The 21,676-nt window shown below is 64.3% G+C and carries 28 protein-coding genes and 1 tRNA gene; 12 read left to right on the forward strand and 17 right to left on the reverse strand.

The genetic code is table 11. The annotated features are described in order from the left end of the window. Nucleotides 1–69: 69 nt before the first annotated feature. The 5 genes from V5279_RS11365 to V5279_RS11385 form a co-directional block, all read right to left on the reverse strand. The gene (locus V5279_RS11365) at nucleotides 70–495 is read right to left on the reverse strand and encodes a hypothetical protein (protein WP_224741401.1); all 426 of its coding nucleotides are present in this window, start codon (nucleotides 493–495) and stop codon (nucleotides 70–72) included. Nucleotides 496–663: 168 nt separating this feature from the next. Further along, the gene (locus V5279_RS11370) at nucleotides 664–1,017 is read right to left on the reverse strand and encodes a hypothetical protein (RefSeq protein WP_338697327.1); all 354 of its coding nucleotides are present in this window, start codon (nucleotides 1,015–1,017) and stop codon (nucleotides 664–666) included. Between the two features lie 153 nt (nucleotides 1,018–1,170). Continuing rightward, nucleotides 1,171–1,518, reverse strand: a complete 348-nt coding sequence (locus V5279_RS11375) for an MmcQ/YjbR family DNA-binding protein (protein ID WP_166298679.1) — start codon at nucleotides 1,516–1,518, stop codon at nucleotides 1,171–1,173. Between the two features lie 16 nt (nucleotides 1,519–1,534). Beyond that, a complete protein-coding gene (locus V5279_RS11380; RefSeq protein ID WP_414645917.1) occupies nucleotides 1,535–2,539 on the reverse strand; it encodes an alpha/beta fold hydrolase in 1,005 nt (334 codons plus the stop codon). 170 nt (nucleotides 2,540–2,709) lie between these two features. Continuing rightward, a complete protein-coding gene (locus V5279_RS11385; RefSeq protein ID WP_175619353.1) occupies nucleotides 2,710–3,111 on the reverse strand; it encodes a nuclear transport factor 2 family protein in 402 nt (133 codons plus the stop codon). Between the two features lie 139 nt (nucleotides 3,112–3,250). Here V5279_RS11385 and V5279_RS11390 point away from each other — a divergent pair, with 139 nt between their 5' ends. Beyond that, entirely contained in the window at nucleotides 3,251–3,952 is a 702-nt protein-coding gene (locus V5279_RS11390) for a metalloregulator ArsR/SmtB family transcription factor (protein ID WP_338697331.1), read from the forward strand. A 14-nt stretch (nucleotides 3,953–3,966) separates the two neighbouring features. Here the strand turns inward: V5279_RS11390 and V5279_RS11395 are convergent, their stop codons facing one another. Then, the gene (locus V5279_RS11395) at nucleotides 3,967–4,212 is read right to left on the reverse strand and encodes a DUF2188 domain-containing protein (protein ID WP_029084053.1); all 246 of its coding nucleotides are present in this window, start codon (nucleotides 4,210–4,212) and stop codon (nucleotides 3,967–3,969) included. 120 nt (nucleotides 4,213–4,332) lie between these two features. On the opposite strand from V5279_RS11395, the gene V5279_RS11400 reads away from it, so the two are divergent. From V5279_RS11400 to V5279_RS11410, 3 genes are all read left to right on the forward strand, one after another. Next, a complete protein-coding gene (locus V5279_RS11400; RefSeq protein WP_166298675.1) occupies nucleotides 4,333–4,599 on the forward strand; it encodes a DUF2277 domain-containing protein in 267 nt (88 codons plus the stop codon). Between the two features lie 88 nt (nucleotides 4,600–4,687). Continuing rightward, complete coding sequence (locus V5279_RS11405; RefSeq protein ID WP_338697334.1) at nucleotides 4,688–4,915, forward strand: hypothetical protein; 228 nt, start codon at nucleotides 4,688–4,690, stop codon at nucleotides 4,913–4,915. 76 nt (nucleotides 4,916–4,991) lie between these two features. Then, entirely contained in the window at nucleotides 4,992–5,405 is a 414-nt protein-coding gene (locus tag V5279_RS11410; RefSeq protein WP_338697336.1) for a hypothetical protein, read from the forward strand. Between the two features lie 15 nt (nucleotides 5,406–5,420). Here V5279_RS11410 and V5279_RS11415 read toward each other — a convergent pair whose 3' ends face one another. After that, the gene (locus V5279_RS11415; RefSeq protein WP_338697338.1) at nucleotides 5,421–5,948 is read right to left on the reverse strand and encodes a collagen-like protein; all 528 of its coding nucleotides are present in this window, start codon (nucleotides 5,946–5,948) and stop codon (nucleotides 5,421–5,423) included. Nucleotides 5,949–6,077: 129 nt separating this feature from the next. Between V5279_RS11415 and V5279_RS11420 the strand changes: the two genes are divergently transcribed. Next, on the forward strand, nucleotides 6,078–7,061 hold the full coding sequence (locus V5279_RS11420) for a hypothetical protein (RefSeq protein WP_338697340.1): 984 nt from the start codon (nucleotides 6,078–6,080) through the stop codon (nucleotides 7,059–7,061). A gap of 7 nt (nucleotides 7,062–7,068) precedes the next feature. On the opposite strand, the gene V5279_RS11425 is transcribed toward V5279_RS11420, so the two are convergent. Together V5279_RS11425 and V5279_RS11430 are read right to left on the reverse strand one after the other, a co-directional pair. Further along, complete coding sequence (locus tag V5279_RS11425) at nucleotides 7,069–7,329, reverse strand: helix-turn-helix domain-containing protein (protein WP_166298672.1); 261 nt, start codon at nucleotides 7,327–7,329, stop codon at nucleotides 7,069–7,071. A gap of 169 nt (nucleotides 7,330–7,498) precedes the next feature. Then, the gene (locus V5279_RS11430) at nucleotides 7,499–8,266 is read right to left on the reverse strand and encodes a 3-oxoacyl-ACP reductase FabG (RefSeq protein ID WP_338697342.1); all 768 of its coding nucleotides are present in this window, start codon (nucleotides 8,264–8,266) and stop codon (nucleotides 7,499–7,501) included. A 126-nt stretch (nucleotides 8,267–8,392) separates the two neighbouring features. On the opposite strand from V5279_RS11430, the gene V5279_RS11435 reads away from it, so the two are divergent. Continuing rightward, on the forward strand, nucleotides 8,393–8,866 hold the full coding sequence (locus tag V5279_RS11435) for a hypothetical protein (RefSeq protein ID WP_338697344.1): 474 nt from the start codon (nucleotides 8,393–8,395) through the stop codon (nucleotides 8,864–8,866). A 15-nt stretch (nucleotides 8,867–8,881) separates the two neighbouring features. On the opposite strand, the gene V5279_RS11440 is transcribed toward V5279_RS11435, so the two are convergent. Both V5279_RS11440 and V5279_RS11445 read right to left on the reverse strand, forming a co-directional pair. Further along, a complete protein-coding gene (locus V5279_RS11440; protein WP_338697346.1) occupies nucleotides 8,882–9,574 on the reverse strand; it encodes a glutathione S-transferase family protein in 693 nt (230 codons plus the stop codon). Between the two features lie 150 nt (nucleotides 9,575–9,724). Continuing rightward, nucleotides 9,725–9,973: a hypothetical protein gene (locus V5279_RS11445; RefSeq protein WP_166298668.1), complete on the reverse strand. Its 249-nt coding sequence runs from the start codon at nucleotides 9,971–9,973 to the stop codon at nucleotides 9,725–9,727. 275 nt (nucleotides 9,974–10,248) lie between these two features. Between V5279_RS11445 and V5279_RS11450 the strand changes: the two genes are divergently transcribed. Next, on the forward strand, nucleotides 10,249–10,689 hold the full coding sequence (locus V5279_RS11450; protein WP_338697348.1) for a hypothetical protein: 441 nt from the start codon (nucleotides 10,249–10,251) through the stop codon (nucleotides 10,687–10,689). 53 nt (nucleotides 10,690–10,742) lie between these two features. Here the strand turns inward: V5279_RS11450 and V5279_RS11455 are convergent, their stop codons facing one another. From V5279_RS11455 to V5279_RS11470, 4 genes are read right to left on the reverse strand one after another with little or no spacing between them, the layout of a single operon-like run. Then, complete coding sequence (locus V5279_RS11455; RefSeq protein ID WP_338697350.1) at nucleotides 10,743–11,324, reverse strand: NUDIX domain-containing protein; 582 nt, start codon at nucleotides 11,322–11,324, stop codon at nucleotides 10,743–10,745. Nucleotides 11,325–11,343: 19 nt separating this feature from the next. Then, nucleotides 11,344–11,781 carry a GNAT family acetyltransferase gene (locus V5279_RS11460; RefSeq protein ID WP_338697352.1) on the reverse strand — a complete coding sequence of 146 codons (438 nt, stop codon included), beginning with the start codon at nucleotides 11,779–11,781 and terminating at the stop codon, nucleotides 11,344–11,346. 14 nt (nucleotides 11,782–11,795) lie between these two features. Next, nucleotides 11,796–13,223, reverse strand: coding sequence for an FAD-binding oxidoreductase (locus V5279_RS11465; RefSeq protein WP_338697354.1), 1,428 nt, complete (start codon nucleotides 13,221–13,223; stop codon nucleotides 11,796–11,798). A 30-nt stretch (nucleotides 13,224–13,253) separates the two neighbouring features. Continuing rightward, on the reverse strand, nucleotides 13,254–14,240 hold the full coding sequence (locus V5279_RS11470) for an L-threonylcarbamoyladenylate synthase (RefSeq protein ID WP_338697356.1): 987 nt from the start codon (nucleotides 14,238–14,240) through the stop codon (nucleotides 13,254–13,256). Nucleotides 14,241–14,319: 79 nt separating this feature from the next. Between V5279_RS11470 and V5279_RS11475 the strand changes: the two genes are divergently transcribed. After that, a tRNA-Pro gene (locus tag V5279_RS11475) sits at nucleotides 14,320–14,396 on the forward strand. A gap of 396 nt (nucleotides 14,397–14,792) precedes the next feature. On the opposite strand, the gene V5279_RS11480 is transcribed toward V5279_RS11475, so the two are convergent. Continuing rightward, a complete protein-coding gene (locus V5279_RS11480; RefSeq protein WP_338701126.1) occupies nucleotides 14,793–14,954 on the reverse strand; it encodes a hypothetical protein in 162 nt (53 codons plus the stop codon). On the opposite strand from V5279_RS11480, the gene V5279_RS11485 reads away from it, so the two are divergent. Together V5279_RS11485 and V5279_RS11490 are read left to right on the forward strand one after the other, a co-directional pair. Beyond that, a complete protein-coding gene (locus tag V5279_RS11485; RefSeq protein ID WP_338697358.1) occupies nucleotides 14,878–15,138 on the forward strand; it encodes a BA14K family protein in 261 nt (86 codons plus the stop codon). The two genes, V5279_RS11480 and V5279_RS11485, sit on opposite strands and share 77 nt — an antisense overlap. Before the next feature lie 290 nt (nucleotides 15,139–15,428). Next, complete coding sequence (locus tag V5279_RS11490) at nucleotides 15,429–17,690, forward strand: calcium-binding protein (protein ID WP_338697360.1); 2,262 nt, start codon at nucleotides 15,429–15,431, stop codon at nucleotides 17,688–17,690. A gap of 26 nt (nucleotides 17,691–17,716) precedes the next feature. On the opposite strand, the gene V5279_RS11495 is transcribed toward V5279_RS11490, so the two are convergent. Beyond that, the gene (locus V5279_RS11495; protein ID WP_029081491.1) at nucleotides 17,717–19,156 is read right to left on the reverse strand and encodes a helix-turn-helix domain-containing protein; all 1,440 of its coding nucleotides are present in this window, start codon (nucleotides 19,154–19,156) and stop codon (nucleotides 17,717–17,719) included. Nucleotides 19,157–19,296: 140 nt separating this feature from the next. On the opposite strand from V5279_RS11495, the gene V5279_RS11500 reads away from it, so the two are divergent. Together V5279_RS11500 and V5279_RS11505 are read left to right on the forward strand one after the other, a co-directional pair. After that, entirely contained in the window at nucleotides 19,297–20,934 is a 1,638-nt protein-coding gene (locus V5279_RS11500; RefSeq protein WP_338697363.1) for an isocitrate lyase, read from the forward strand. A gap of 211 nt (nucleotides 20,935–21,145) precedes the next feature. Beyond that, complete coding sequence (locus V5279_RS11505) at nucleotides 21,146–21,673, forward strand: DUF4269 domain-containing protein (RefSeq protein ID WP_338697365.1); 528 nt, start codon at nucleotides 21,146–21,148, stop codon at nucleotides 21,671–21,673. Nucleotides 21,674–21,676 lie beyond the last annotated feature (3 nt).

Below are 21,676 nucleotides of genomic sequence, written 5' to 3' on the forward strand. Positions count from 1 at the left end.
TAAACTGCGAGAGGCCGTCCTTGCGGGCGGCGTCTTTTGCTTTCGCGCTTCCGATTGCAGCGGCGCCGGTCAGTAGCACCTGATGATGTTGATGGTACGGTCGCCACCGCGCCCGGGCACCGTGACGCTCTCCGTCGGGCAGCTCGACACATAGGGGCGATCCGACGGCACCACGGCGGGCGGATATCGATGCGCCCAATCCCAGGGCACGTCCTGGGTGTAGGTGTAGCGAACGTCGTTCGAGACCGGAGGGGGGACCTCGGCGGCGAAGGGCACGCCGGCGGCGCCATCATAATATCCGCCCGCATCCGGCAGGACGATGCCGGGCACGCGCAGGTGATGGCGGAAGGCCGGATGGTGCGAGCTAAACGTGCCGCGCGGCGCCGTCCCGGATCTCGCATAGGTCTCGGTTGAGGAAGCAAGCAGCAGCGCTGCAACGCCAAAGGACGCAATCAGCGCCCCATAAGTTCGATACGCCATTGTTCGATAAGCCATGGCACGCACCAATCGGTTACGGAGCATTGTGCGGACGCTAGGACGGGCCGCATTGCGCCGGCAAACTCATCCTTAATTATTGGTTAAAAAGTAAGGTTAACAGGAGGTAAATGTTTCAAATTGGCGCGATCTGATCGCGCCGTCGCGCGGCGCAGCCGGCGGGGGCTGTCAGACCGCATCGGCAGGAACCAAGCAGCTGATGATGATGCCGCCGCGGTGATGCACGTACCACACCACGGCTTCGCCGACCGGATTGCCGCGATCGCGGATCACGGCGCGTTCCGGCACCATCATCCATTCGCCCTCGATCGGCACCCAATAGGCGCCGCCCCGAACGTCGTAACTAGTGCGATGGCCGTCGGAGATGTCGCAGCACGGCACGCCATTCGGTGCGATCACGCTCTTGAACCAGGCGCGGATATCCGGCGGCACGTTCTCGTATTGACCGTTGTCGAAAGCCAGCGCAGCGCCCGCCATCATGGCGAGCCACCCAAGCACCGCGATATGCGTGAGCCTTCGCATTGCCTTCCTCCGGCGAAAACTTCTGCGTCACCCGCGCGGGTCGTGCGCGAATCCGATGCTTGCGCGATTAGGCACGAACCGCACGCGAGATGCATGCTCAAAGAATGAGCGAAGCAACGCGGCACGGCTTGATGCGGTGCGAGGTCGCTGCGCTCAGGATGCTGTCTTCGCGCGCGCCTTCTTCGCGGGCTTCACCGCGATATTGTCCCGGGCCATGCTGAGCGCGCTGCGCAGCGTGACCTGATCGGCTTTCGCCAGACGGACGTTGGTGCTGCCGCTTTTGCCCCAGCCGCCCGGCACCGGCCGGAAGATCTCCGGCTCGGCCTCGACCACCATCGCTTGTTGCTCCGGCGTCAGCTTCACCATGCCCCAATCCTGGTCGGGATAGCCGAGCGTTGCGAAGATGCGTTTGCCGACACGGAAATCGGCGTGGCCGTGATGCGCGCCTTCGACCACCTCGGGCAGGCTCAGCGCAACGCGACGGAAGCCATTTGCCGACATCGCCTGACCTCGATCGCTACGTCGCGTGTTGCGGCGCGGTCTGCAGCAATTCCTGCAATTGCCTGGAATAGAATTTGGCGTCGCCGGTCGTGAGGTGGCCGCGCGTCTCGGTGCTCGCCGGGATCAGATAGATCTTGCCGTTCCCGATCCGCTTCACCGCGGCCTCGGTGACGCCGGTCTCCGGTGGATTGCGTTCATCGTCGGCAGCGTTGATCGCGAGCAGGGTGGCATCGATCTTCTCCATCCCGGTGGACGGATCATAATCGTGCGAGGCCTCCCACTGGTAGATGTAGTCGTTGGCGTCAGCGGTGACCGGCAGGGCCAACTGGTCATCGACCATCTTGTCGGCCTGCGGTGCCGATGGCGCCAGCGTCTGATAGCCGAGCGTGCCGCCGGCGCTCGCGAAGCGATAGGCCGCGATGGCGTATTTCATCATCCGCGGCTGGCTGGTGTAGTTGCCGCCATTGTAGTCGGGATCGCTGCGGATTGTTTCCAGCATGGTCCGCCGCAGGATCCAGTTGCGCGCGGCCATCGCTGATGGCTGCGAGGCCATCGGTACCAGAATGTCCATCATCTGCGGATAGCGCACGCCCCAGATCCAGGTGTGCATGCCGCCCATCGAGTTGCCGATCACGAGCCGCAGATGCTTGATGCCGAGCCCCTCGGTGACGAGCCGGTACTGCGCATCGACCATGTCGTTGTAGTCGTATTTCGGAAAGCTGGTCCGCATCGCATCCGACGGCTTCGAGGATTTGCCGTGCCCGATGCCGTCCGGAATGATGATGTAGTATTTCGACGCATCGAGCGGCTGGCCCGGGCCGAACAGCTGGCCGGCAAAGGTCGGCGTCAGCATGCTGGCGGCCGAGCCGCCGGAACCGTGCAGCACCAGCACCGGCTGTCCGGTCGGTGCGCCGAGCGTGGTGTAGTGCAGCCGCAGTTCCGGCATCACTTCGCCGCTGTGAAACCTGAAGTCCTTCGCGATCCACTCGCCATCCTGCGGGGCGGGATAATCTGCAGCCATGGCCATTGCCGACATCGAGACGAAAGCGGCCACAAGCGCCGCGCACCAACGGAACATCATGCTTCTTCCCACGCGCGGCACGTTTGTCCAGCCGCTTGGCCGCAAGCCTAGCATGACGGAAAGCGATGTCCGAGAGCTGCGCGGCGCGGAACTGGCGAAGATGTGTCCGGCTAACTCGCCTTCAGCACGTTCAGCGCATACCATCCCCAATACACACGATGGCGCTGGATCAAGCCATTCTCGATTTCCATGATCTCGACGAGATCCATCTGATCGCCGTCGGGCGATTGCCGCGGATATTCCCAGGTGAGGATCCGGCCGTCGCTGAAGAAGCCCTGCTTGAAGCGGCGGCGCTGCGGCGGGTTGGTGCGGAACACGCGGGTGATGAACTCGCGCAGCGCGTCACGGCCGCGGACGGTCCCATCCCTGGTCTGCATCAGGTGCTGAACCAAGGGGCTCTCGATCGAGGCGTCGGATGCGTAAAGCGCCAGTGCCGCCTCGAGGTCCTTGTTGCCGAGGGCTTCATCCCAGAGCCTGTAGATGCGTTCCGCGTCGGTGCTGTTGGCCGTCATGATTGTTCCCTTGCGCTTCGTTGAACGGCACCGATCTGACCGGATCAGGCGGCCGCGACGTTTCAGGAAAATCTGAAATGAGTTTCGCGGCCTTGCGAATGCTTGTAGGACGTTCCGGTCCGATACGGAGGACGACGCGGTGGGATCATCCCAATCGGTGCAGACGGGATTTTCGCGGATCGCCGAGGCACTGGGCGATCCGGTGCGGGAGGCGATGGTCAGCGCGCTGGCCGACGGCAAGGCGCTGCCGGCGGGCGAGCTTGCTGCGGTCGCCGGCATTTCGCCGCAAGGCGCCAGCGCGCATCTGCAGAAGCTGGTGGACGCGCGCGTGCTCTCGGTGTGGGCACAGGGCAGGTTCAGATATTACCGGATCAGGGACGACGATGTCGCGGCGCTGATTGAGAGCCTGGTCGATCTCGCCGCCAAGAGCGCTGCCAAGACCTCCGCCGGGCGCCGGCGTGCGATGCCGGCCGAGCAGCTCAGGCAATCGCGCACCTGCTACCATCACCTTGCGGGCCAGCTCGGGGTGCTGCTGTCCAATGCGCTGATCCGCCGCCGGCTTGTCGTCATCGACGGCCGCGATGGTCGCGTGACGGAGCAGGGGCTGGCCTGGTGTCGGGCCGAAGAGATCGATTTCGATCCTGCGCGGCGGCCGCATTTGCGGCTCTGCAACGACTGGACCGAGCGCGTGCCGCATCTCGCCGGTCCCTTCGCCAATGCCGTGCTGACGCGGCTGGTCGAGATGCGCGGCGTTGCGTTGCATCGCATTCCGCGCGCGTTGCGGATCACCGACCGGGGACGGGCGTTCTTCGATCGGCTTGGCGTGCAGGTTCCGTTCTGAGCCGCGGAAGCAAATTAGCGTCCGTCTTCAACCTCGGTCTCCGGGCGGTCGTTGCCGGCGGCGGTTTCGGTCAGCCATTTGCCGTCCGACGTCTCATACTGAATCGCCTCGGTGCGCCCGGGAACACGTTGCTCATTGGCGGCGCGCCGGGCGGCGGCAAGCGCCGCGGCATGGGTTGGAAACGGTTCCGAGAACACCCCGTTGACGGTATAGGCCCAGCCGCCATCGTGCTGGACGACCTTGTAGATCACGTGGCTCATCCGGAACCTCGCTGCGCCGTGGGACGATGAGGGTGCCAGAATAGCCCACGATGTCGTATTTTGCAGCAGCCGATCGTCTTTGAGAGAGCCGCCCCGCTGCTGCGGGCGAGGGAGACCGACATGTGCCGCAATATCAAGACGCTGTTCAACTTCGAGCCGCCCGCCACCGAGGACGAGATCCGCGCTTCCGCGCTGCAGTTCGTGCGCAAGCTGTCCGGCTTTAACAGGCCGTCGCAGTCCAATGAAGCCGCCTTCAATCTTGCGGTGACCGAGGTCTCGGACGCCGCGCGCAAGCTCCTGATCTCGTTGCAGACCGCGGCGCCCACCCGCGATCGCGAGGTGGAGGCGGAGAAGGCGAGGGAGCGTTCGCGCCTGCGGTTCGGCTGAGGCCACAGCCAGTCCGTGATGCAGGTCACGGTACGGCGTCCTACCCCGGGGCATGATTTGCCGTTCATCCCGGCCCCGGAGCAACACGATGAAGCCTGCCGTCCTGCTCGCCCTCTGCTCGATCGCGTTCGCCGTCCTGTGGACGAGCGGCATGCTGTGGTCGAGCGGGACGATCGACCTTGCCAACGTCATCATCCTGTCGGTCTGCGGGGCGTTCGCCGGCGTTGCCTGGTACTACGCGATGCGCTGGGTTTTCCAGCTCGTGCACCTCGTCCGGCCCACCGATCCTCCGGCCAATCCGGACCCGGAGCGATAAACAGGACGTCACACAGGGCGTCACCCTTGCAAACCGGCTGCAACGGGCGTTGTTTGTTGCGACCTGAGGGGGCACCATGCGCATCATCATCGCGCTCGTCGTCGCGCTGACGTCGTCAGCTGCTTTTGCCGGCACGTCCGAAGGCTACGGCATGGGCGGCTGGATCGCGAAATTCCAGCCCGAGATCGATCGCGCCAACGCCTCCGGCGAGCTATTCCGCATCAAGGGGCATTGCCAGTCGAACTGCACGCTGTTCCTGGGGCTGCGCAGCGTCTGCGTCGAGCGCAGCGCGACGCTGTTGTTTCATGCCGGCCATGACCGTCAGCGCAACATCAATGCGATGTCGACCCAGCGGATGCTGGACGCCTACAAGCCTGCGCTGCGGCAATACGTCCTCGCGCACCACTACATGGACACGCTGGAATTCCACGCGATCCCGGGCGCGATGATCATCGACCGCTTCGGTTACAAGGAGTGCCCGCGCGGATAAGAGAGACAGGAACGATTACTTCTTGTCCTTCTTGCGGTGCTTCTTCTTTTTCTTGTGATCGTCGTCTTCGTCGTCATCTTCCGCGAAGTCGATCGCATCGACATCGAGCGCGATCGCCTCCGCGGCGGCGCGCTCGGCGGCATCGCGCTCGGCGAGCTCAGCGGCTTCGTGCTCCCTGGTGCGCTTGTAGTCTTCCCAGGCGTCGAAGATCATGTGCAGCCACGGCATCACCTGCTCGATCGACGGCAATTGTCCGGGCGGGCCGGCTTCACCACGCGGGCCGGCCGGACCCTGCGACCCCTGCGGACCGGCTTCGCCACGCGGACCCTGCACGCCCGCCTTGCCCTGCGCCCCCGGCTTGCCCTGGGGGCCTGGCTTTCCGACCGCTCCGGCCTTGCCCTGCGGACCGGGCTTGCCGCGCACACCTTCCGGCCCCGGCCGGCCCGGATGTCCTTGCGGACCGGGCCGTCCCGGCTCGCCCTGACGACCCTGCGGCCCCTGCGCTCCTCGTGACCCCTGGCGGGAAGTTGTTTCGTCAGCCACTGATATGCTCCGTCGCGATGTGAAGCCGCTTGTAACAGAGGTTGGACGACGGCTTCAATTCTGCCCGTCCGCACGGATGCGAGCGATCAACAGTCATAATTCCATGTGCATATGACAATGGAGAGCGGGTTGCGGTTTCCGAACGACAGGCACGGCGAGGCCGCGGGCGAAGGACCGCAACCGCTCGACATTGTCGTAACGCGACGCGATGTGCTTGACGAAGCGAGCTTTCGCAGCACGGGCGTGCTCGATCTCTATGAGGAGCTGTTTCCCGCAAGTGAGCGCGACAGCGCTGACGACATCGTGCGCTGGCTGCTGTCGGATGATGTCGGCGAGCGGCGGCATTTCAGCGTCGGCGGCCGCAAGATGTCCTATCGGCTCGACTCGCGCTGCTTCATCCTCCGCGCCGCCGGGCGTGCGATCGGGCTCGGCTTCTTCACTTATGATCATGCAAGCGATTTGATCTATTGCAACCATGTCGGCATCGGGACGGCGTGGCGCGGCGGCGGCCTGGCGCACGCGTTCTATCGCCAGATGGTCGGCATGCTCGATGCGCTGTTTCCGCGCAACATCGGCGTGGTGCTCGAAGTCGAGCCGTTCGATCGTGACCGCCTGCAAACGATCATCGCCGATCTCGAACGAGCGGGCAGGCGGCAACTCGAGGCGGATGAACAGGCCGAGCTCCGCAGATTGCTACGCGTCAGCTGGTATGACAGGCTCGGCTATTCCGTGTTCTGCGACGCGCGCACGATGCGGCCGCTTGCATGCTGCTCGCCGTGCCTCTATCCGTCCCTGCCGTCATCGGATTGGGCAGCAGGAGAGGAGAGCTACTGGCTGATGTGGCAGGCACGGACCGGCGCGCCCTCTGCGGAGATGCGCGCAGGTCTGCTGTGGCACCAGGCCACGACCGCGATCTATGTCGAGATCCTCGCAAAATCCCTGGTCGCGGCGGACCCGATCGGCCGCCGCTTCTATTGGGACTATGCGACCGCACTGGTCGCCCGGACGCTGCAACTGACAGCGACGACCGACGTGCATCTCGCACGCTGTCTCGGTGACGATGACCGCCAGCTGTTGTCGCGCTGGCGGCGCCTTGTGATCGACCTGATCTAAAGTCCACTCAGGCTGCGGCGTGCTCGCTCAACGGCACGTCGATGCCTTCGGCGGAATATTCGCGGATCTTGTTCCGCAAGGTCCGGACCGATAGCCCGAGCACGCGGGCGGCGCGGGTGCGGTTGCCGTCGCAGCGCGCGAGCGTCTGCAGCACGAGTTCCCGCTCGACTTCATCGACGGTCGCGCCGATCAGAAGTGGAACGATTTCATTTGGAGCCAGCGACGGCAGCATAACTTCCGGCGACGGCACGGTGGACGCGTAGGACATGTACTCCTCCCGATCAACGCCCGCTTCGTCGGTGAAGCGAAGACATCGAGAAACAACTACCCCGTATATCCACGGTGTGCCGGTTTGGTTAACAAGTCCTTAATATCCACCTAACTCCCTGCTCTGTAAGCAAAATACCTAGAAATCGCCACGATTGCGGTTCCATCCGTCACAATGTCCGGTAACCGCCATCGACCATCACGATCGATCCCGAGACGTAGGCCGACAGGTCCGAGGCGAGGAAGATCGCTGGGCCGACGATGTCCTCCGGCTTGCCGGCGCGGCCGAGCGGGGTGTGGTCCATGAAGACCTTGACCAGGTCGGGATTGGTGGCGCGCACCTTCTCGTTGAGCGGCGTCTCGATGAAGCCGGGGCCGATCGCATTGACGCGCACGCCATCCTTGCCGAGCTCGGCGGCCAGCGCCTTGGTGAAGCCGAGCACGCCATGCTTGGAGGCGGTATAGGCCGGCGAGCTCGGCGTGCGCAGATGCACGAAGGACTGGATCGAACCGATATTGACGATGCGTCCCTTGTTCTTGCGCAGCGGCGCAAGGAACGAATGCGTCACGTTGAAGACGCCGGTGAGATTGATCGAGATGATGTCTTCCCAATCCTTGATCACGGCCTCCTCAGTGCCGAGCATGCCGTTGCGGCGCGCGATGCCGGCATTGTTGACCAGGATCGAGACGGCTCCGACCTTGTCGGCCACCTGCTTCGCCATCGCGATGCAGGCGTCGCGATCGGTCACGTCGAGCACAAAGCTCTCCGCCTTACCGCCGGCGCTGCGGATCTCCCTGGCCGCCTCCGCCGCCGCATCGCCGTTCATGTCGAGCAGCACGACCCGCGCACCCTCGCGGCCGTAGCCCAGCGCGATGGCGCGTCCGATGCCCGAGCCTGCACCGGTGATGACGGCGATGTGATTGTCGAGAAGGGCCATGGCGTTTCCTCGTTCTGATTTTTGAGCGTTGTCGACAACACTATTCAAAACTGCGCCAAGCGAAACGCCAGGCCGCGTTTGCGCGTTGCTGTTATCCGGATTCGGATGACAGGACGGACGGCGGAGATGGACCCGCATATCAGACACTGGAAAGTTGCGATCGAGCGCTTCTGCGCGGCGCCGGACCCCGACTATCGCGAGATGGCCAGGATGATCGCCGAGATCGCCGCGACCGACATCGACGAGACGCTGCGGCATGCGGCCGCACAGGTGCTGCCGATCCTGCGCCAGGCGGCGCTGAAATCGGCCGACCGCCGCACCAGGTCGATGGCGCTGCGCCGTCTCGGCATCGTCAGCGATGCGCTGCACACGCTGTCCGCGCCGCGGTTCGGCCGGCGTGGCCTGACACCGAAGGTGCTGACTCAGGAAGAGCGGTACCGGCAATTGCTCGGCCTGCCGTTTGGCCGCCACCTTGCAGCGAACGAAATCCATCAGGCTTTCAAGCGCGCCGCCAAGACGGTGCATCCCGACGGTGGCGGCAACGGTCCGGCATTCCTCGAACTCGCCGCCGCCCGCGACGCCTTGATCAAGCATCACTAGAGAATGCTCTGGCCGTCAGGCGCTCACGGCGGAATGGATGGCGCGGCAATGCTGCACGATGTTGTCGTGGGCGACGACGAACTGCTTCAGCGGCGTCTCGATATCGTAGAAATAGATGTTAGCGATGAAACCATAGAGTCCGGCATCGATCGCGGTCGGCGTGTCGCCGTGCACATAGCCTTGCTGCGGGATCAGCGCAGCGATCGCGGCAAGATCTGCAAGGCCGCGCGCCATCGCCGCATCGGGATCGAAGCGGCCGATGCCCTGGTAGTAGTAGCGCTGGGCATTGTATTCTTTCGCCTTGAGCAGACCCTCGTCCGTCAGCGCCGGGTGCTCTTGCTTCAACGCATCGCGGAACAAGTGCCAGTAGCGCTCGTCCTTCCAGCGCGAATACGACATCACCCAATAGAGGTCGTCGAGCATCCGTGTGATCAGCAAGTTCTGCGTTCGCTGTTGCGGCGTCAGCGAGGCATCAATCGAAAGGCGATATTTCCGGGTGAGCCAGGCGAGGATGGTCTCGCTGTCGCCGACCGTGTCAGTGCCGTCGACGATATAGGGCAGCTGGCCGCGCGGCGCCTTCGAGGCGTCGAAGATGTGCTCGTGGCGGAACGGCACGCCGGCGAGCCTTAGGAAGGCAAACACCTTCAAGCCGTAGCCGTTGTTGTCGGCGACGCCGAACAGCGGCGGGTAGGAATAGAGTGTGAGCATGTCGCACCGTCCCAAAGGTTGAACAGGGGGCTCTACGACAGGATAACGCAGTGTGGGCAAATCGCCAGCGTGCCTACCATCTCACGTTCGAACGGGAATGGTGGGCACGGCGCGAGCGCGCCTTTGCCCACCCCGCAGTTCGAATACGGCTCAGAACGCGCAGGTGCCGTTGTTCAGGAGGCCGGTCTTGTAGACGAACGCGGCATCGAAGGTCGGCAATTCCTCGCTGACGACCGAGAAGTTCGCCGGCCACGGCGTGGTCGGGATGCTCTGGTCCCAGATCTGGCAGAACCCGGTGTCCTGCCAGCGGATCAGGTGATAGGGGTTGGCGCTGGCCGGGCTTGCCGCGGCAAGCACGGTGGCGGCAATGGCGGCACAGGCAATCGCGAGACGACGCATGGGGAAATCTCCGGTTTGAAAAAATGCACGCTCCGCAAGGCAATTGTGGAGCTCTGGGGCCGATCGCCCCGGACATGCAGTGAGTGTTACAATCCCGGGAACAGGTTCAACGTCGATTGCGCCGAAATATCCGTCAGCAAACGGCCGGCGCTGTGCCAAAAATTGCGCCGGGTGATGCGCTTGCTACAGTCGGCGCGTTGCGATTCGCGCCGTCGTCGCGACGCGTGCAAATCGATGTGAGCAAATCGACTGAGTAACTCCTGGGGAGACCGCACATGAAACTTTCATCCACCCTTCGCGCCGCGCTGGTCGCGCTGATGGCGTTCATCGGCCTTGCCTTCTCTTCGGCGGCCCGTGCCGACAGCGGCTTCGTGACGCTGACGATCTACAAGGCGGGATGGATCATCGGCGGCTCCGGCGGCAGTGGTGTCCTGACCTTCCGCGGCCGCTCCTATGCGCTCTCGACCGGCGGTCTCGACTACGGTCTGGTGTTCGGCGGCTCCAAGACCGTGCTGCGCGGCCGCGTCAGCAACATCAACCGTCCGTCCGACGTTGCCGGCGTCTACGGCGCAGCGGGCGCGGGGCTTGCGGTCGGCCGCGGCGCCCGCGCGATCGTGCTGACCAATCAGAAAGGCGCGGTGCTCGAATTGACCGGCCACCAGGTCGGTCTGATGGCCAATGCCGATCTGAGCGGCCTTGCGATCACGATGCGGTAGAGCATTGAGTGCGCGTGCGATGCTGTCCCGGCACCGGCCGGGACGGAGGGCGTTTACCTGAACAGATGCAGCGCCGCGTATTGCAGCAGCATGATGGTCTTGGCATCGACGATGCGGCCGTCGCCGATCATGGCGAGCGCCTCGTCGATCGAGAGTTCGAGCACCTCGATGTCCTCGCCCTCGTCGGCGAGCCCGCCGCCTTCGCCTGTGCGCATCGCAGCGTCGTATTCGGCGACGAAGAAATGCAGCTTCTCGGTCACTGCGCCCGGCGTCATGAAGGCTTCTAACACCTTCCGCACGTGGTCGAGCCGGTAGCCGATCTCTTCCTCCGCCTCGGCGCGAATGCGCGCCTCCGGCGCGGCGTCGTCGAGCATGCCGGCGGCGGCCTCGATCAGGAGATCGTCATAGCCGTTGGCGAAGGCGGGGTAGCGGAACTGCCGCACCAGCACGACGCTGCGGGTCTTCAGATTGAAGGGCAATAGCACCGCGCCGTTGCCGCGGTCATAGCTTTCGCGGACCTGGGTCTGCCACTCGCCATTGCCGCGGCGATAGTCGAACGTGGTGCTGGTGAGCAGGTAACGGGCTTTGGAGAGGACGCGGACGTCCTTGACGCGAACGCGGTCGGCGATGCTCATGCGTAACCCTTCAACTCCCTCACGGCGTCGCTTCGCGGCCGTCGAGCCATTTCGCCAGCATGACCGAGGTCGACTCCTCGTAGCCGAGCGTCTGGTAGAATGCGCTGGCTTTGGCGTTCTCGCGGCGGATCAGCAATTGCAACTTCGGCACGCCGGCCTGGCGTAGCCAGTCCTCGACCGCCTGCATCATGGTGCGGCCAAGCCCCTTGCCCTGGCGGCGAGGGTCGACCGCGACGTAATAGACCCAGCCGCGATGGCCGTCATGGCCGACCATCGCGGTTGCGACGATCGCGCCGGCGTCGCGGCCGACCAGCACGGCCGAACTCGGTCCGCGGCGCGCCAGCGCGATGTCGGCTGAGGGATCGTTCCACGGCCGCGTCAGGCCGCACGCCTGCCACAGTGCGACGACATCGGCGACGTCGGCATCGGCAATCGGAGCAATGGTGAGGGAGGGCATCGTCGCCTGCGCGGTCACAGCACCTTGCCCGGATTCATGATGCCGAGAGGATCGAGCATCGCCTTGACCTGCCGCATCAGCTCGATCGCGACCTTGTCCTTGACGTCGGGCAGTTCGTCGCGCTTGAGCACGCCGATGCCGTGCTCGGCCGAGATCGAGCCGCCCATCCGCAGCACGATCTCGAACACCACGGCGTTGACGTCGTGCCAGCGCGCCAGGAAGTCGGCCGTATTGGCGCCGACCGGCTGGCTGACATTGTAGTGGATGTTGCCGTCGCCGAGATGGCCGAACGGCACCGGCCGCGCGCCCGGGATCAGCTTCACCACCGCCGCATTGGCCTCCTCGATGAAGGCGGGCACGGCTGCGACCGGCACCGAGATGTCGTGCTTGATCGAGCCGCCCTCCGGCTTCTGCGCCGCCGACATCTCGTCGCGCAGTTTCCAGAACGCCTGGCGCTGGCTCAAATTGGCCGCGATGACGGCGTCATCGACGATGCCGTCCTCCATGCCCTGGGCGAGGATCGCCTCCAGCGTGTCGCGCGCGTCGTCGCGCGACGACGACAATTCCATCAGCACGTACCAGGGGTGCTTGCTCTCGAGCGGATCGCGGATATCGATGCCGTGGCGGATCGAGAAATCGACCGCGACGTCGGCGAGCAGTTCGAAGCTCGTCAGGCTGCCTGCCGCCTCGTTGCGCGAGATCGACAGCAATTTGAGCGCCGCCGCCGGCGACTTCAGGCCGACATAGGCGGTCTCGATCGCGCGCGGCCGCGGAAACAGTTTCAGCGTCGCCGCGGTGATGATGCCGAGCGTGCCCTCGGCGCCGATGAACAGGTTGCGCAAATCGTAGCCGGTGTTGTCCTTCTTCAGCTTCGACAGAGCGTTCAGCACGCGGCCGTCGGCCAGCACGACTTCGAGCCCGAGCGCCATTTCGCGGGCCACGCCATAGGCGAGCGCCGTGGTGCCGCCGGCATTGGTCGAGAGGTTGCCGCCGATCGTGCAGCTGCCTTCGGCGCCGAGCGACAGCGGAAACAGCCGATCGACTTCGCTGGCTTTCTGCTGCGCGATTTGCAGCACCACGCCGGCCTCGCAGGTCATGGTGTTGGATTCGACGTCGATGTCGCGGATCTTGTCGAGGCGCCGCAGCGACACCACGACCTCGCCATTATGCGGTGTCTGGCCGCCGACCAGGCCGGTGTTGCCGCCCTGCGGCACCAGCGCGATCTTGTGTTCGGTCGCAAGCTTGCAGATCGCAGCGACCTCGGCGGTCGAGCCGGGGCGCAGAACCAGCGGTGAGCGGCCCTGGAACAGGTCGCGCTCCTCGGTGACGTAAGGCTTGATGTCGGCGGCGTCGGTCACCGCATATTTCTCACCGACGATGGCGCGGAATTTTGCAAGCAATTCGGGCGGAAGCGGCGGCACCGCGGATTGGACGATGTTCATTTTTTCTTGGTCTTTCACGTGTGTCGGGATTTACCGCCCAACCGCTGCACGGCGCAGCCGGTCATTGATGGCTTCGCCCAGCCCGTCCTCTGGAATGGGCATCACCGCGATTGCGTCCGCGTTTCTCTTGTCGAGGGTGCGGAGGTAACCGAACAGATTGGCGGCGGCCTCGGCGAGATCGCCGCGCTCGGACAGGTTCATCTCCACCGAGGCGCATTCGCGCCGCGCGACCTTGGCCGGCCCGAACGCCAGCAGGGCTTCGCCGACATGAACGTCGCTGGCATTGAGCCGGACCGGCGTCCGCGGCGCGTAGTGCGAGGCGAGCATGCCGGGGGCGATCGGCTGAGCGTCGGTCTCGGCGTCCGGCGGCGGCGACTGCAACGGGTGGCCGAGCACGCGCTCAATCTCGGCGCGGGTCAGCCCGCCCGGCCGCAGCAGCACCGGATCGGAGAAGCAGCCGACGATGGTGGATTCGACGCCGACCTCGACCGGCCCGCCGTCGACGATCAGGTCGATGCGGCCTGCGAGATCGCCGCTCACATGGTCGGCGGTGGTTGGCGAGACATGGCCGGAGAGATTGGCCGACGGCGCTACCACGGCACCGCCGAACGCCTTGATGATGTCGCGCGCCACCTTGTGGGCCGGGATGCGAATCGCGACCGTATCGAGCCCGGCGGTCGCGAGTTCCGCGACCGGGCAGGAGAGGGCCTTCGGCAGCACCAGGGTCAGCGGACCGGGCCAGAACGCTTCCGCGAGCCGCAGGGCCTGGCCATCGAACAGGGCGATCCGGCGGGCGGCGCCGAGATCGGCGACATGGGCAATCAGCGGATTGAAGGCCGGCCGGCCCTTGGCCTCATACAGCCGGGCGATCGCGGCGGCGTTGCCGGCATCGGCGCCAAGGCCATAAACCGTCTCGGTCGGAAAGGCCACCAGACCGCCCTCGGCCAAAACCCCGGCAGCGGTTGCCGTGGCGGCTGCGCCGGCCGGCAGAACGTGTGTTTTCAGGCCTGTTTCCACTGTGACTAGATTCCTCAATTCGGTGCCTTGTCGTCCCTTGCGGTCCCTGAAGCCCGACGCTATAAGCCGGCCTCTTAGTCGGAGTGTGGCTCAGCCCGGTAGAGCACTGCGTTCGGGACGCAGGGGTCGCAGGTTCGAATCCTGCCACTCCGACCATTCTTCCAAGCACTTATAGTTTCTGTGTTTTTCGCGCGCAACGAAATGCGCGAGGATTTCGGGCGCGGCAGCCATGTCCGCCGATTTCCGAACCCAAGTCCTGGAGGTCGGCGAGTCGCAAGACAGAGCCGTTACGATCTTGCGCCGCTCGGAACCGGAGACGGGACGATTGGGGAGCGCGAGGGAAACGGCCCCTGGCGCGACGTTGCGCGGGACATCGCCAAGCACCACACGTCCTCCCTTGGACCTTGAGCTGATTTTCGGCCGGCATCAAAGCACGAATACCTCGCGGCGAGTAGTGCTCAACTTCAAGCGTTTGTCCCCGCCCGGCGAGCAAGTCCATTTTTAGCGTCGGCCGCACCGCCACCGGAACTGCCGGGCGCAACCGAAGCGCTTCTAGCCGCAGAACCCTCGTGCTCGCCGGACCGTATCGGATGGATACTGGCCAAATGCGGACCGGTACGACGCTGCAAAGCGGCCCATGTGGGTAAAGCCCCACTTCAGTGCGACCTCGCTGATCGGAAGCAGGTTCTCCGGTCGCGACAGCTCATCATGGATCGCTTCAAGCCGAACTGGCCTCATCGGCGGCGTCATCGCGGCCGGTGCAGCCAACGCCGCCGCGCAGCAGGAAGCCGCCGCCGCGCAGCAGCACGCGGCGTCTTGCGCACAGCGCTATCGCTCGTACGATCCGGCGTCGAACACGTTCGCGGCAAAGGACGGCCGGCGGTATCCCTGCCAGTAAGTGTTTCGGATATAGCCGCGGCTGTATCCGCTGTGGGGCTGCGGTGTGACAACCGCAGCCCTTTTGATTGCCAGGGGGATTGCCAAGGCTCGCGCGCACTTTACGTTGGTCGATCGGCCCTTGCCATGGGCGTCAATCCCCGTCGGACAAGTCACGAAATCAACCAGACACTGACAGTCACGCCGAGTTCGCCTGCGGGGTCGCCCTAGATGTAAAGATCGTAATGAATCGAACCGCTCGCGTGCCGATGCCAACACACCTGCATCGGCAACTGCTCCGAGCGTACGACAATGACAAACTACAACTTCTACAAGATCGATATTCCCGGCGGGTACGGCAGCAACGGCTTTGTCTATATCAGCATCGATGGTGTCGATGCCTCAGGGCTTGCGGTCGGTAACGTCGGCGATATGGACGGCGATTGGCACGGCATTACCGCCGCCCATAACGGTTCGGTCACCCTCTACGATCCCCCGGCATCGAGCAACCAGACGGATGTTGTCGGTGTCACGTCGTCCGGCGAGCTTTATGGCGATTTCACCGACTGGTCGAACATACAACACGGCTTTATCGAGAGTGGCGGCGTCACGACGACGATCGACTTTCCCTTTGCCGCCACCACCGTTATCTCGGGCATCACCGCAGCTGGCGAGCTATTCGGCAGCTATGTCGGCACGTTCACCGGCGTTCACGGATTCCTCGACGACAACGGCTCGTTCGAGACGATCGACGATCCCCTGGCAACGTCAACGTCGGTATTCGGCGTCAATGCATCAGGCGTCATCGTCGGAACGATCACGGATTCCAGCGGGACGCATGCCTTCTTCAACAACAACGGCACCTTCACCGCGCTCTATCCGCCCGGATCCTATTCGAGCAGCGCAGTCGGCGTCACCGCCTCCGGCGAGGTGGTGGGCACCTATGAGACCAGCTCCAACGCCCAATACGGGTTCGTCTACAATAACGGTGCTTACACAACGATAGCCGGCCCCGGCTCGACCTATACTTCCATTTCCTATGTCGGCGACAACGGCGAGATCGCCGGCTATTACGCCGAAGCCAGCGGCCATCTGGATGGTTTCCTGGATCAGGGCGGGGTGTTCACGACCGTCGATGTCCCGGGCGCCACCGACACCGAAATCCTCGGGGTCAACGCCGCCGGCGAGATCTATGGCGACTACAATGATTCCACCGGTCAGCACGGCTTCGTCGGCATTCCAGGACCGCAAGTCGTCGCCTCCAATGTGACCGCGACCCACGGCGAGACGTTTGCGATGTCGAGCCTGTTGAGCGCCAGCGATCCGACCGGCGCGGGGATCACGGAATATGTGGTGTACGACACTGGCAGCGGCGGCGCGCAGATTCTCGTGAACGGAATTGCGCAGCCGAGCCAGACCGATCTCTATCTGACACCGGCGCAACTCGCGCAGACCACGTACCGATCCGGCTCCGGCCCCGATGTGATCTGGGTCGAGGCTTCTAATGGCTCGGAGTGGAGCCCTTGGACGATCTTTCAGGTCTCGGCTCCAGTCGATACCGGGCCGGTGGTGACGGTCTCGAACCTGGCCTGGACGTCCGGCGAGACCTTCGCCGCAACATCGCTGTTCTCCTACAGCGACCCGTTCGGCAGCCCGTCCACCGAGTATGAGGTATGGAACGCGGCGACCAATGACGGGGAGTTCGAGCTCAATGGCACACCACTGCCTGCGAACCAGGACAACATCGTCACGCCGGCGCAGCTTTCGCAACTGAGCTATGTCGCGGACTCATCCAGCGACATCGTGTGGGTGCGCGCCAATGACGGCACCGTCTGGGGGCCGTGGACGCAGGCCGGCGGCAACGCCAACGACGTCTTCTACGCAGGATCGGCCAGCGACCTCATCGAGGCCGGCAACGGCAACGACACGTTCTATGGCGGCTCCGGCAATTCGACGATGTATGGCGGGACGGGCAACGACGTCTATGTCGGTGGCACCGGCGAGAGTCTCGAGGTCGGCCGCGGGACCGCAACATCGCTGGACTATTTCTATCTTTCCAGCGCCGCGGGTTCGGAGGCCTTCGGCGGGCCTGCCGGCGAAGACGTCTTCGTCGCGGGCCCGAACGGCTCGGTGATGATCGGCGAAGGCGCCACCAACTTCATGTACGGCGCCGCGGGCGGCAACAACTACTTCTACGGCGGTTCCGGCGATAGCGAGTTCTTCGGCGGCAGCGGCGTCGACGTCATGATCGGCGATTCCGGCCGGGACTATTTCGATGGCGGCATCGGCGTGAACTATTACTTCGGCGGCGCCGGCGGTGGTCCCGGCACTGGCATCGGCGTCGACACGTTCAACATCAGCCAGGGCGGCATCGACGTCGTGCAGGACTGGACCGAAGGCAAGGACACCGTGCAGTTGAACGGCTCGGGCTTTCACTCCTTCTCCGACGTCCTGTCGCATTCGTACCAGAACGGCGCCTATTTCGTGGTTCAGGTCGATGCCGACACGGCGGTGTGGCTGAACGGAGCGACCGCCGCGACCGTGACGGCAAGCGATTTCAGGATCGGGAGCTAGCGCGTTTCCGAGCGACGTGGGTATCGTCAATCCGCCGAGAACCCGAACGGGACGCTCGAGGTCCTGAAATCGTCGGGAAGAATCTCGCGTCCGATCGGCGGCGCCGACCGTGCCGCGCATCGCGGCCGATGGCAGACACGGCATGCGACGCCGATCGGCGTCGGCTCATCCGCATTCGGCCCCTGTCCGTCGCGCGTGTAGATCAGCTGGCCCGCATATTCGGCCGCGCAGCCGATCGCGATGGCGCGCTCGACGCGGATTGCGCCGAACGCGCCGCCGCCGGCGGTCACCGTGCGGGCGATCGAAAAGAACCGCTGTCCATCGGGCAATTCCAGCCATTGCGTGACGATCTGGCGTGGCGTCTTGAAGATGCCGTGGACCGACCACAGCGGACACGCGCCGCCGTGCTTTGCGAACGGGAAGCCCGCGCCATCGAGCAGCTTGGAAATGTTGCCGGCCGGATCGACGCGGATCAGGAAGAACGGAACCTTCTCGAGCCCCGGCCGCTGCAAGGTCGTGGCGCGGTGCGCGGTCTGCTCGAAGCTGGTGCCGAACTGACGCGCCAGCGCCTCCAGATCGTAGCGGCGCGTTTCGACCGCCTTCGCAAACACCGAGTAGGGCATGATGAGGGCGGCGGCAGCGTAGGCTCCAAGCGCGCGGCGGGCCAGCAGCTCGGCGCTCTTGGAGGTAAACTTGCCGGCTTCCACCGCGGCGCTGATCTCGTCTTCCAGTTCGAGATAGGCCAGTTGCTTGGCCAGCTGAAAATTGAGGCCGGCGGTATCGAGCGAGTCCTCGATCAGCAATTGCCGGCGATGCAGGTCCAGCCGCCTGACCGAGCCGAGCATGACATTGGGCGGCAGATAGCGGACCTGGAGGTTATGGCGCTGGCGGAGGCGCTCGATAAATCCGGCAGGTCCGGCCGGTTCATGGACGAGGCGCTCGGCTGCGTCGTCGAGGCTGGCGAAATTGTTGCGGCGTGCAGCGAGAAAGCGCCTGACCTCTGCGACCGGATCGTTGGCGTCGAAGTTCTCCTGACCCGGAAATGACGCGGCGCCTGCCAGGTCCGGCGCGCTGCGTTCCGCCAACGCCAGCTGCTCCTCGCGATAGGCGGTGTAGAGACGCAGGAACGCTTCCGTCATTCCGGGATAACTGACCGCGAGGTCGCTGACTTCGAGCGTGGGGATGTCGATGTCGGCGAACATCGGCTCCTTCAGGACGGACTGCATGCGCGCGGTGTGGTCGGCGCCGCCGTCGCCGGCCAGATCGGCCAGATCGATCTTGTAGGTGCGGGCCAGGCGAAGCAGCATGTCCGCCGTCACCGGCCGCTGATTGCGCTCCAAAAGCGCGACATAGGGGGCGGAGATTTCGAGATCGGCCGCCATGTCGGCCTGGGTCAGCCCCAGGTCGCGCCGGAGCCGACGCAGTCGTGGTCCCATGAAAACGGAACGGGCGCTCGACGTTGCCATCGCCTAATCCATTGTAAGATTCTTACAACAATACATTGGTTTCTTGTAAGTTATGACAAGTTTTCCGCGCCAGGTCTAGCTCCCGGTGACGCCAGGCTTACAAAGAGACCAGTTATTTCGTCACCGAAGGGATCACGGACATGAACTTCCAACCGCGCGGGATCAGCGACCGGGCCACCCAGGGACCGGCTTCGTATCAGAGCGAGATCGAGGCGGCCGAAGCGCTGCTCAAGGACAAGGACACCTGGAACGGCGTGACCGCCGAAGCCGTGGCGCGCATGCGCTTGCAGAACCGCTTCAAGACTGGTCTGGACGTCGCCCGCTACACGGCTGCGCTGATGCGCGCCGACATGGCCGCCTATGACGCCGACAGCACCAAGTACACCCAGTCGCTCGGCTGCTGGCACGGCTTCATCGCCCAGCAGAAGCTGATCTCGGTCAAGAAGCACTTCGGCAATACCGATCGCCGCTATCTGTACCTCTCCGGCTGGATGATCGCGGCGCTGCGCTCCGAGTTCGGACCGCTGCCCGACCAGTCGATGCACGAGAAGACCTCGGTGCCGGCCCTGATCGAGGAGCTCTACACCTTCCTGCGTCAGGCCGACTCCCGTGAGCTGAACGACATTTTCCGCAGCCTCGATGCCGCCCGCAAGGAAGGCGACAAGGCGAAGGAAAAGGCGCTGATCGAGAAGATCGACAACTTCCAGACCCACGTCGTGCCTGTGATCGCCGACATCGACGCCGGCTTCGGCAATGCCGAGGCGACCTATCTGCTCGCCAAGAAGATGATCGAGGCGGGTGCCTCCGCCCTGCAGATCGAGAACCAGGTTTCCGACGAGAAGCAGTGCGGTCACCAGGACGGCAAGGTGACCGTGCCGCACGAGGTGTTCATCGCGAAGATCCGCGCCTGCCGCCACGCGTTCCTCGAACTCGGCGTCGAGGATGGCGTCATCGTGACCCGCACCGACTCGCTCGGCGCCGGCCTGACGCAGCAGATCGCCGTTAGCCACAAGCCCGGCGACCTCGGCGACCAGTACAACAGCTTCCTTGATTGCGAGGAAGTGACGGCGGCCAATGCGCGCAACGGCGACGTCATCATCAACCAGAACGGCAAGATGATGCGTCCGAAGCGGTTGCCCAGCAATCTCTACCAGTTCCGTCCCGGTACTGGTGCGGATCGCTGCGTGCTCGACAGCATCACCTCGCTGCAGAACGGCGCCGATCTGCTGTGGATCGAGACCGAGAAGCCGCATATCGAGCAGATCGCCAGCATGGTCGATCGCATTCGCAAGGTCATTCCGAACGCGAAGCTGGCGTACAACAACTCGCCGTCCTTCAACTGGACCCTCAACTTCCGCTGGCAGGTTTACGACGCCATGAAGGAAGCCGGCAAGGATGTCAGCAAGTACAATCGCGCCGAACTGATGAAGGCGGAATACGACGGCACGCCGCTGGGGATCGAAGCGGACGAACGTATCCGCACCTTCCAGGCCGATTCAGCCAAGCGCGCCGGCATTTTCCACCATCTGATCACACTGCCGACCTATCACACGGCTGCGCTGTCGACCGACAATCTCGCGAGGGAGTATTTCGGCGAGCAGGGTATGCTTGGATACGTCAAGAACGTGCAGCGTGCGGAAATCCGTCAGGGCATCGCCTGCGCGAAGCATCAGAACATGGCGGGCTCCGACATCGGCGACGATCACAAGGAGTACTTCGCCGGTGAGGCTGCCCTCAAGGCGGGCGGCGCCCACAACACGATGAACCAGTTCGGCTAATCGATCGAACGGATCATTCAAAATATCGGCTGGACGGGCTGGCTTGCGAGCAGCCTCCCTGTCCGCCGGCGGCGGGGCGATTTTCGACCACGGTGACGCGGTCGAGATCGCCCCGCAACGTTTTGCAAAGACGTTTCCCGCCAGGCGGAGCTCCCGCATTCCACGCGAGCGTGGTATTTGCATTGCCGCGATCTCGAGGGCATGCCACGCGATGAGTGTCGGGCACTACGCATCCGCCGTCACCAACTCTGCTGTGATGGAACTGCTCAGGCCGTTCGATCCGCGCATCGTCGGAACGCTGCCGCTCGGGCTTGCCGTGCCGGGCAGCGACATCGATATCGTTTGCCATGTGCCCGATCCGAACGCTTTCGCGGAAATCGTCTGGACCCACTATCAATTGGCCGATGATTTCGTGGTCTACCGATGGACCGCGAGACCACGGCCGGTGATCGCCCGCTTTGTGTGGGACGGCTGGCCGTTCGAACTGTTCGGTGAGCAGCGTCCGGTGGAGCAGCAGCCGGGCTGGATTCATTTCGAGGTCGAACGACGGCTGCTTGCGCTCGATGATGGACGGCTGCGGCGCGCCGTCGGCAGGTTGAGGGCACATGGCCTCAAGACTGAGCCTGCCTTTGCCGCCGTGCTCGGGATCTCGGGCGATCCCTATCGCGGATTGCTCGAGCTCGCGGCCGAGACGGACGCCGAATTGCGCGTCCGGCTCGCGACGTGCGGCCTCGGCTGATCG

Source organism: Bradyrhizobium sp. 26S5 (assembly GCF_036923295.1).
In the GTDB taxonomy this organism is placed as follows: domain Bacteria; phylum Pseudomonadota; class Alphaproteobacteria; order Rhizobiales; family Xanthobacteraceae; genus Bradyrhizobium; species Bradyrhizobium septentrionale.

Coding starts and splice junctions, on each gene's coding strand:
- V5279_RS11365 (WP_224741401.1), bottom strand. CDS start 495: ATGGCTTATCGAACAATGGCGTATCGAACTTATGGGGCGCTGATTGCG.
- V5279_RS11370 (WP_338697327.1), bottom strand. CDS start 1,017: ATGCGAAGGCTCACGCATATCGCGGTGCTTGGGTGGCTCGCCATGATG.
- V5279_RS11375 (WP_166298679.1), bottom strand. CDS start 1,518: ATGTCGGCAAATGGCTTCCGTCGCGTTGCGCTGAGCCTGCCCGAGGTG.
- V5279_RS11380 (WP_414645917.1), bottom strand. CDS start 2,539: ATGGCTGCAGATTATCCCGCCCCGCAGGATGGCGAGTGGATCGCGAAG.
- V5279_RS11385 (WP_175619353.1), bottom strand. CDS start 3,111: ATGACGGCCAACAGCACCGACGCGGAACGCATCTACAGGCTCTGGGAT.
- V5279_RS11395 (WP_029084053.1), bottom strand. CDS start 4,212: ATGAGCCACGTGATCTACAAGGTCGTCCAGCACGATGGCGGCTGGGCC.
- V5279_RS11400 (WP_166298675.1), top strand. CDS start 4,333: ATGTGCCGCAATATCAAGACGCTGTTCAACTTCGAGCCGCCCGCCACC.
- V5279_RS11405 (WP_338697334.1), top strand. CDS start 4,688: ATGAAGCCTGCCGTCCTGCTCGCCCTCTGCTCGATCGCGTTCGCCGTC.
- V5279_RS11410 (WP_338697336.1), top strand. CDS start 4,992: ATGCGCATCATCATCGCGCTCGTCGTCGCGCTGACGTCGTCAGCTGCT.
- V5279_RS11425 (WP_166298672.1), bottom strand. CDS start 7,329: ATGTCCTACGCGTCCACCGTGCCGTCGCCGGAAGTTATGCTGCCGTCG.
- V5279_RS11430 (WP_338697342.1), bottom strand. CDS start 8,266: ATGGCCCTTCTCGACAATCACATCGCCGTCATCACCGGTGCAGGCTCG.
- V5279_RS11435 (WP_338697344.1), top strand. CDS start 8,393: ATGGACCCGCATATCAGACACTGGAAAGTTGCGATCGAGCGCTTCTGC.
- V5279_RS11440 (WP_338697346.1), bottom strand. CDS start 9,574: ATGCTCACACTCTATTCCTACCCGCCGCTGTTCGGCGTCGCCGACAAC.
- V5279_RS11445 (WP_166298668.1), bottom strand. CDS start 9,973: ATGCGTCGTCTCGCGATTGCCTGTGCCGCCATTGCCGCCACCGTGCTT.
- V5279_RS11450 (WP_338697348.1), top strand. CDS start 10,249: ATGAAACTTTCATCCACCCTTCGCGCCGCGCTGGTCGCGCTGATGGCG.
- V5279_RS11455 (WP_338697350.1), bottom strand. CDS start 11,324: ATGAGCATCGCCGACCGCGTTCGCGTCAAGGACGTCCGCGTCCTCTCC.
- V5279_RS11460 (WP_338697352.1), bottom strand. CDS start 11,781: ATGCCCTCCCTCACCATTGCTCCGATTGCCGATGCCGACGTCGCCGAT.
- V5279_RS11465 (WP_338697354.1), bottom strand. CDS start 13,223: ATGAACATCGTCCAATCCGCGGTGCCGCCGCTTCCGCCCGAATTGCTT.
- V5279_RS11485 (WP_338697358.1), top strand. CDS start 14,878: ATGTGGGTAAAGCCCCACTTCAGTGCGACCTCGCTGATCGGAAGCAGG.
- V5279_RS11490 (WP_338697360.1), top strand. CDS start 15,429: ATGACAAACTACAACTTCTACAAGATCGATATTCCCGGCGGGTACGGC.
- V5279_RS11495 (WP_029081491.1), bottom strand. CDS start 19,156: ATGGCAACGTCGAGCGCCCGTTCCGTTTTCATGGGACCACGACTGCGT.
- V5279_RS11500 (WP_338697363.1), top strand. CDS start 19,297: ATGAACTTCCAACCGCGCGGGATCAGCGACCGGGCCACCCAGGGACCG.
- V5279_RS11505 (WP_338697365.1), top strand. CDS start 21,146: ATGAGTGTCGGGCACTACGCATCCGCCGTCACCAACTCTGCTGTGATG.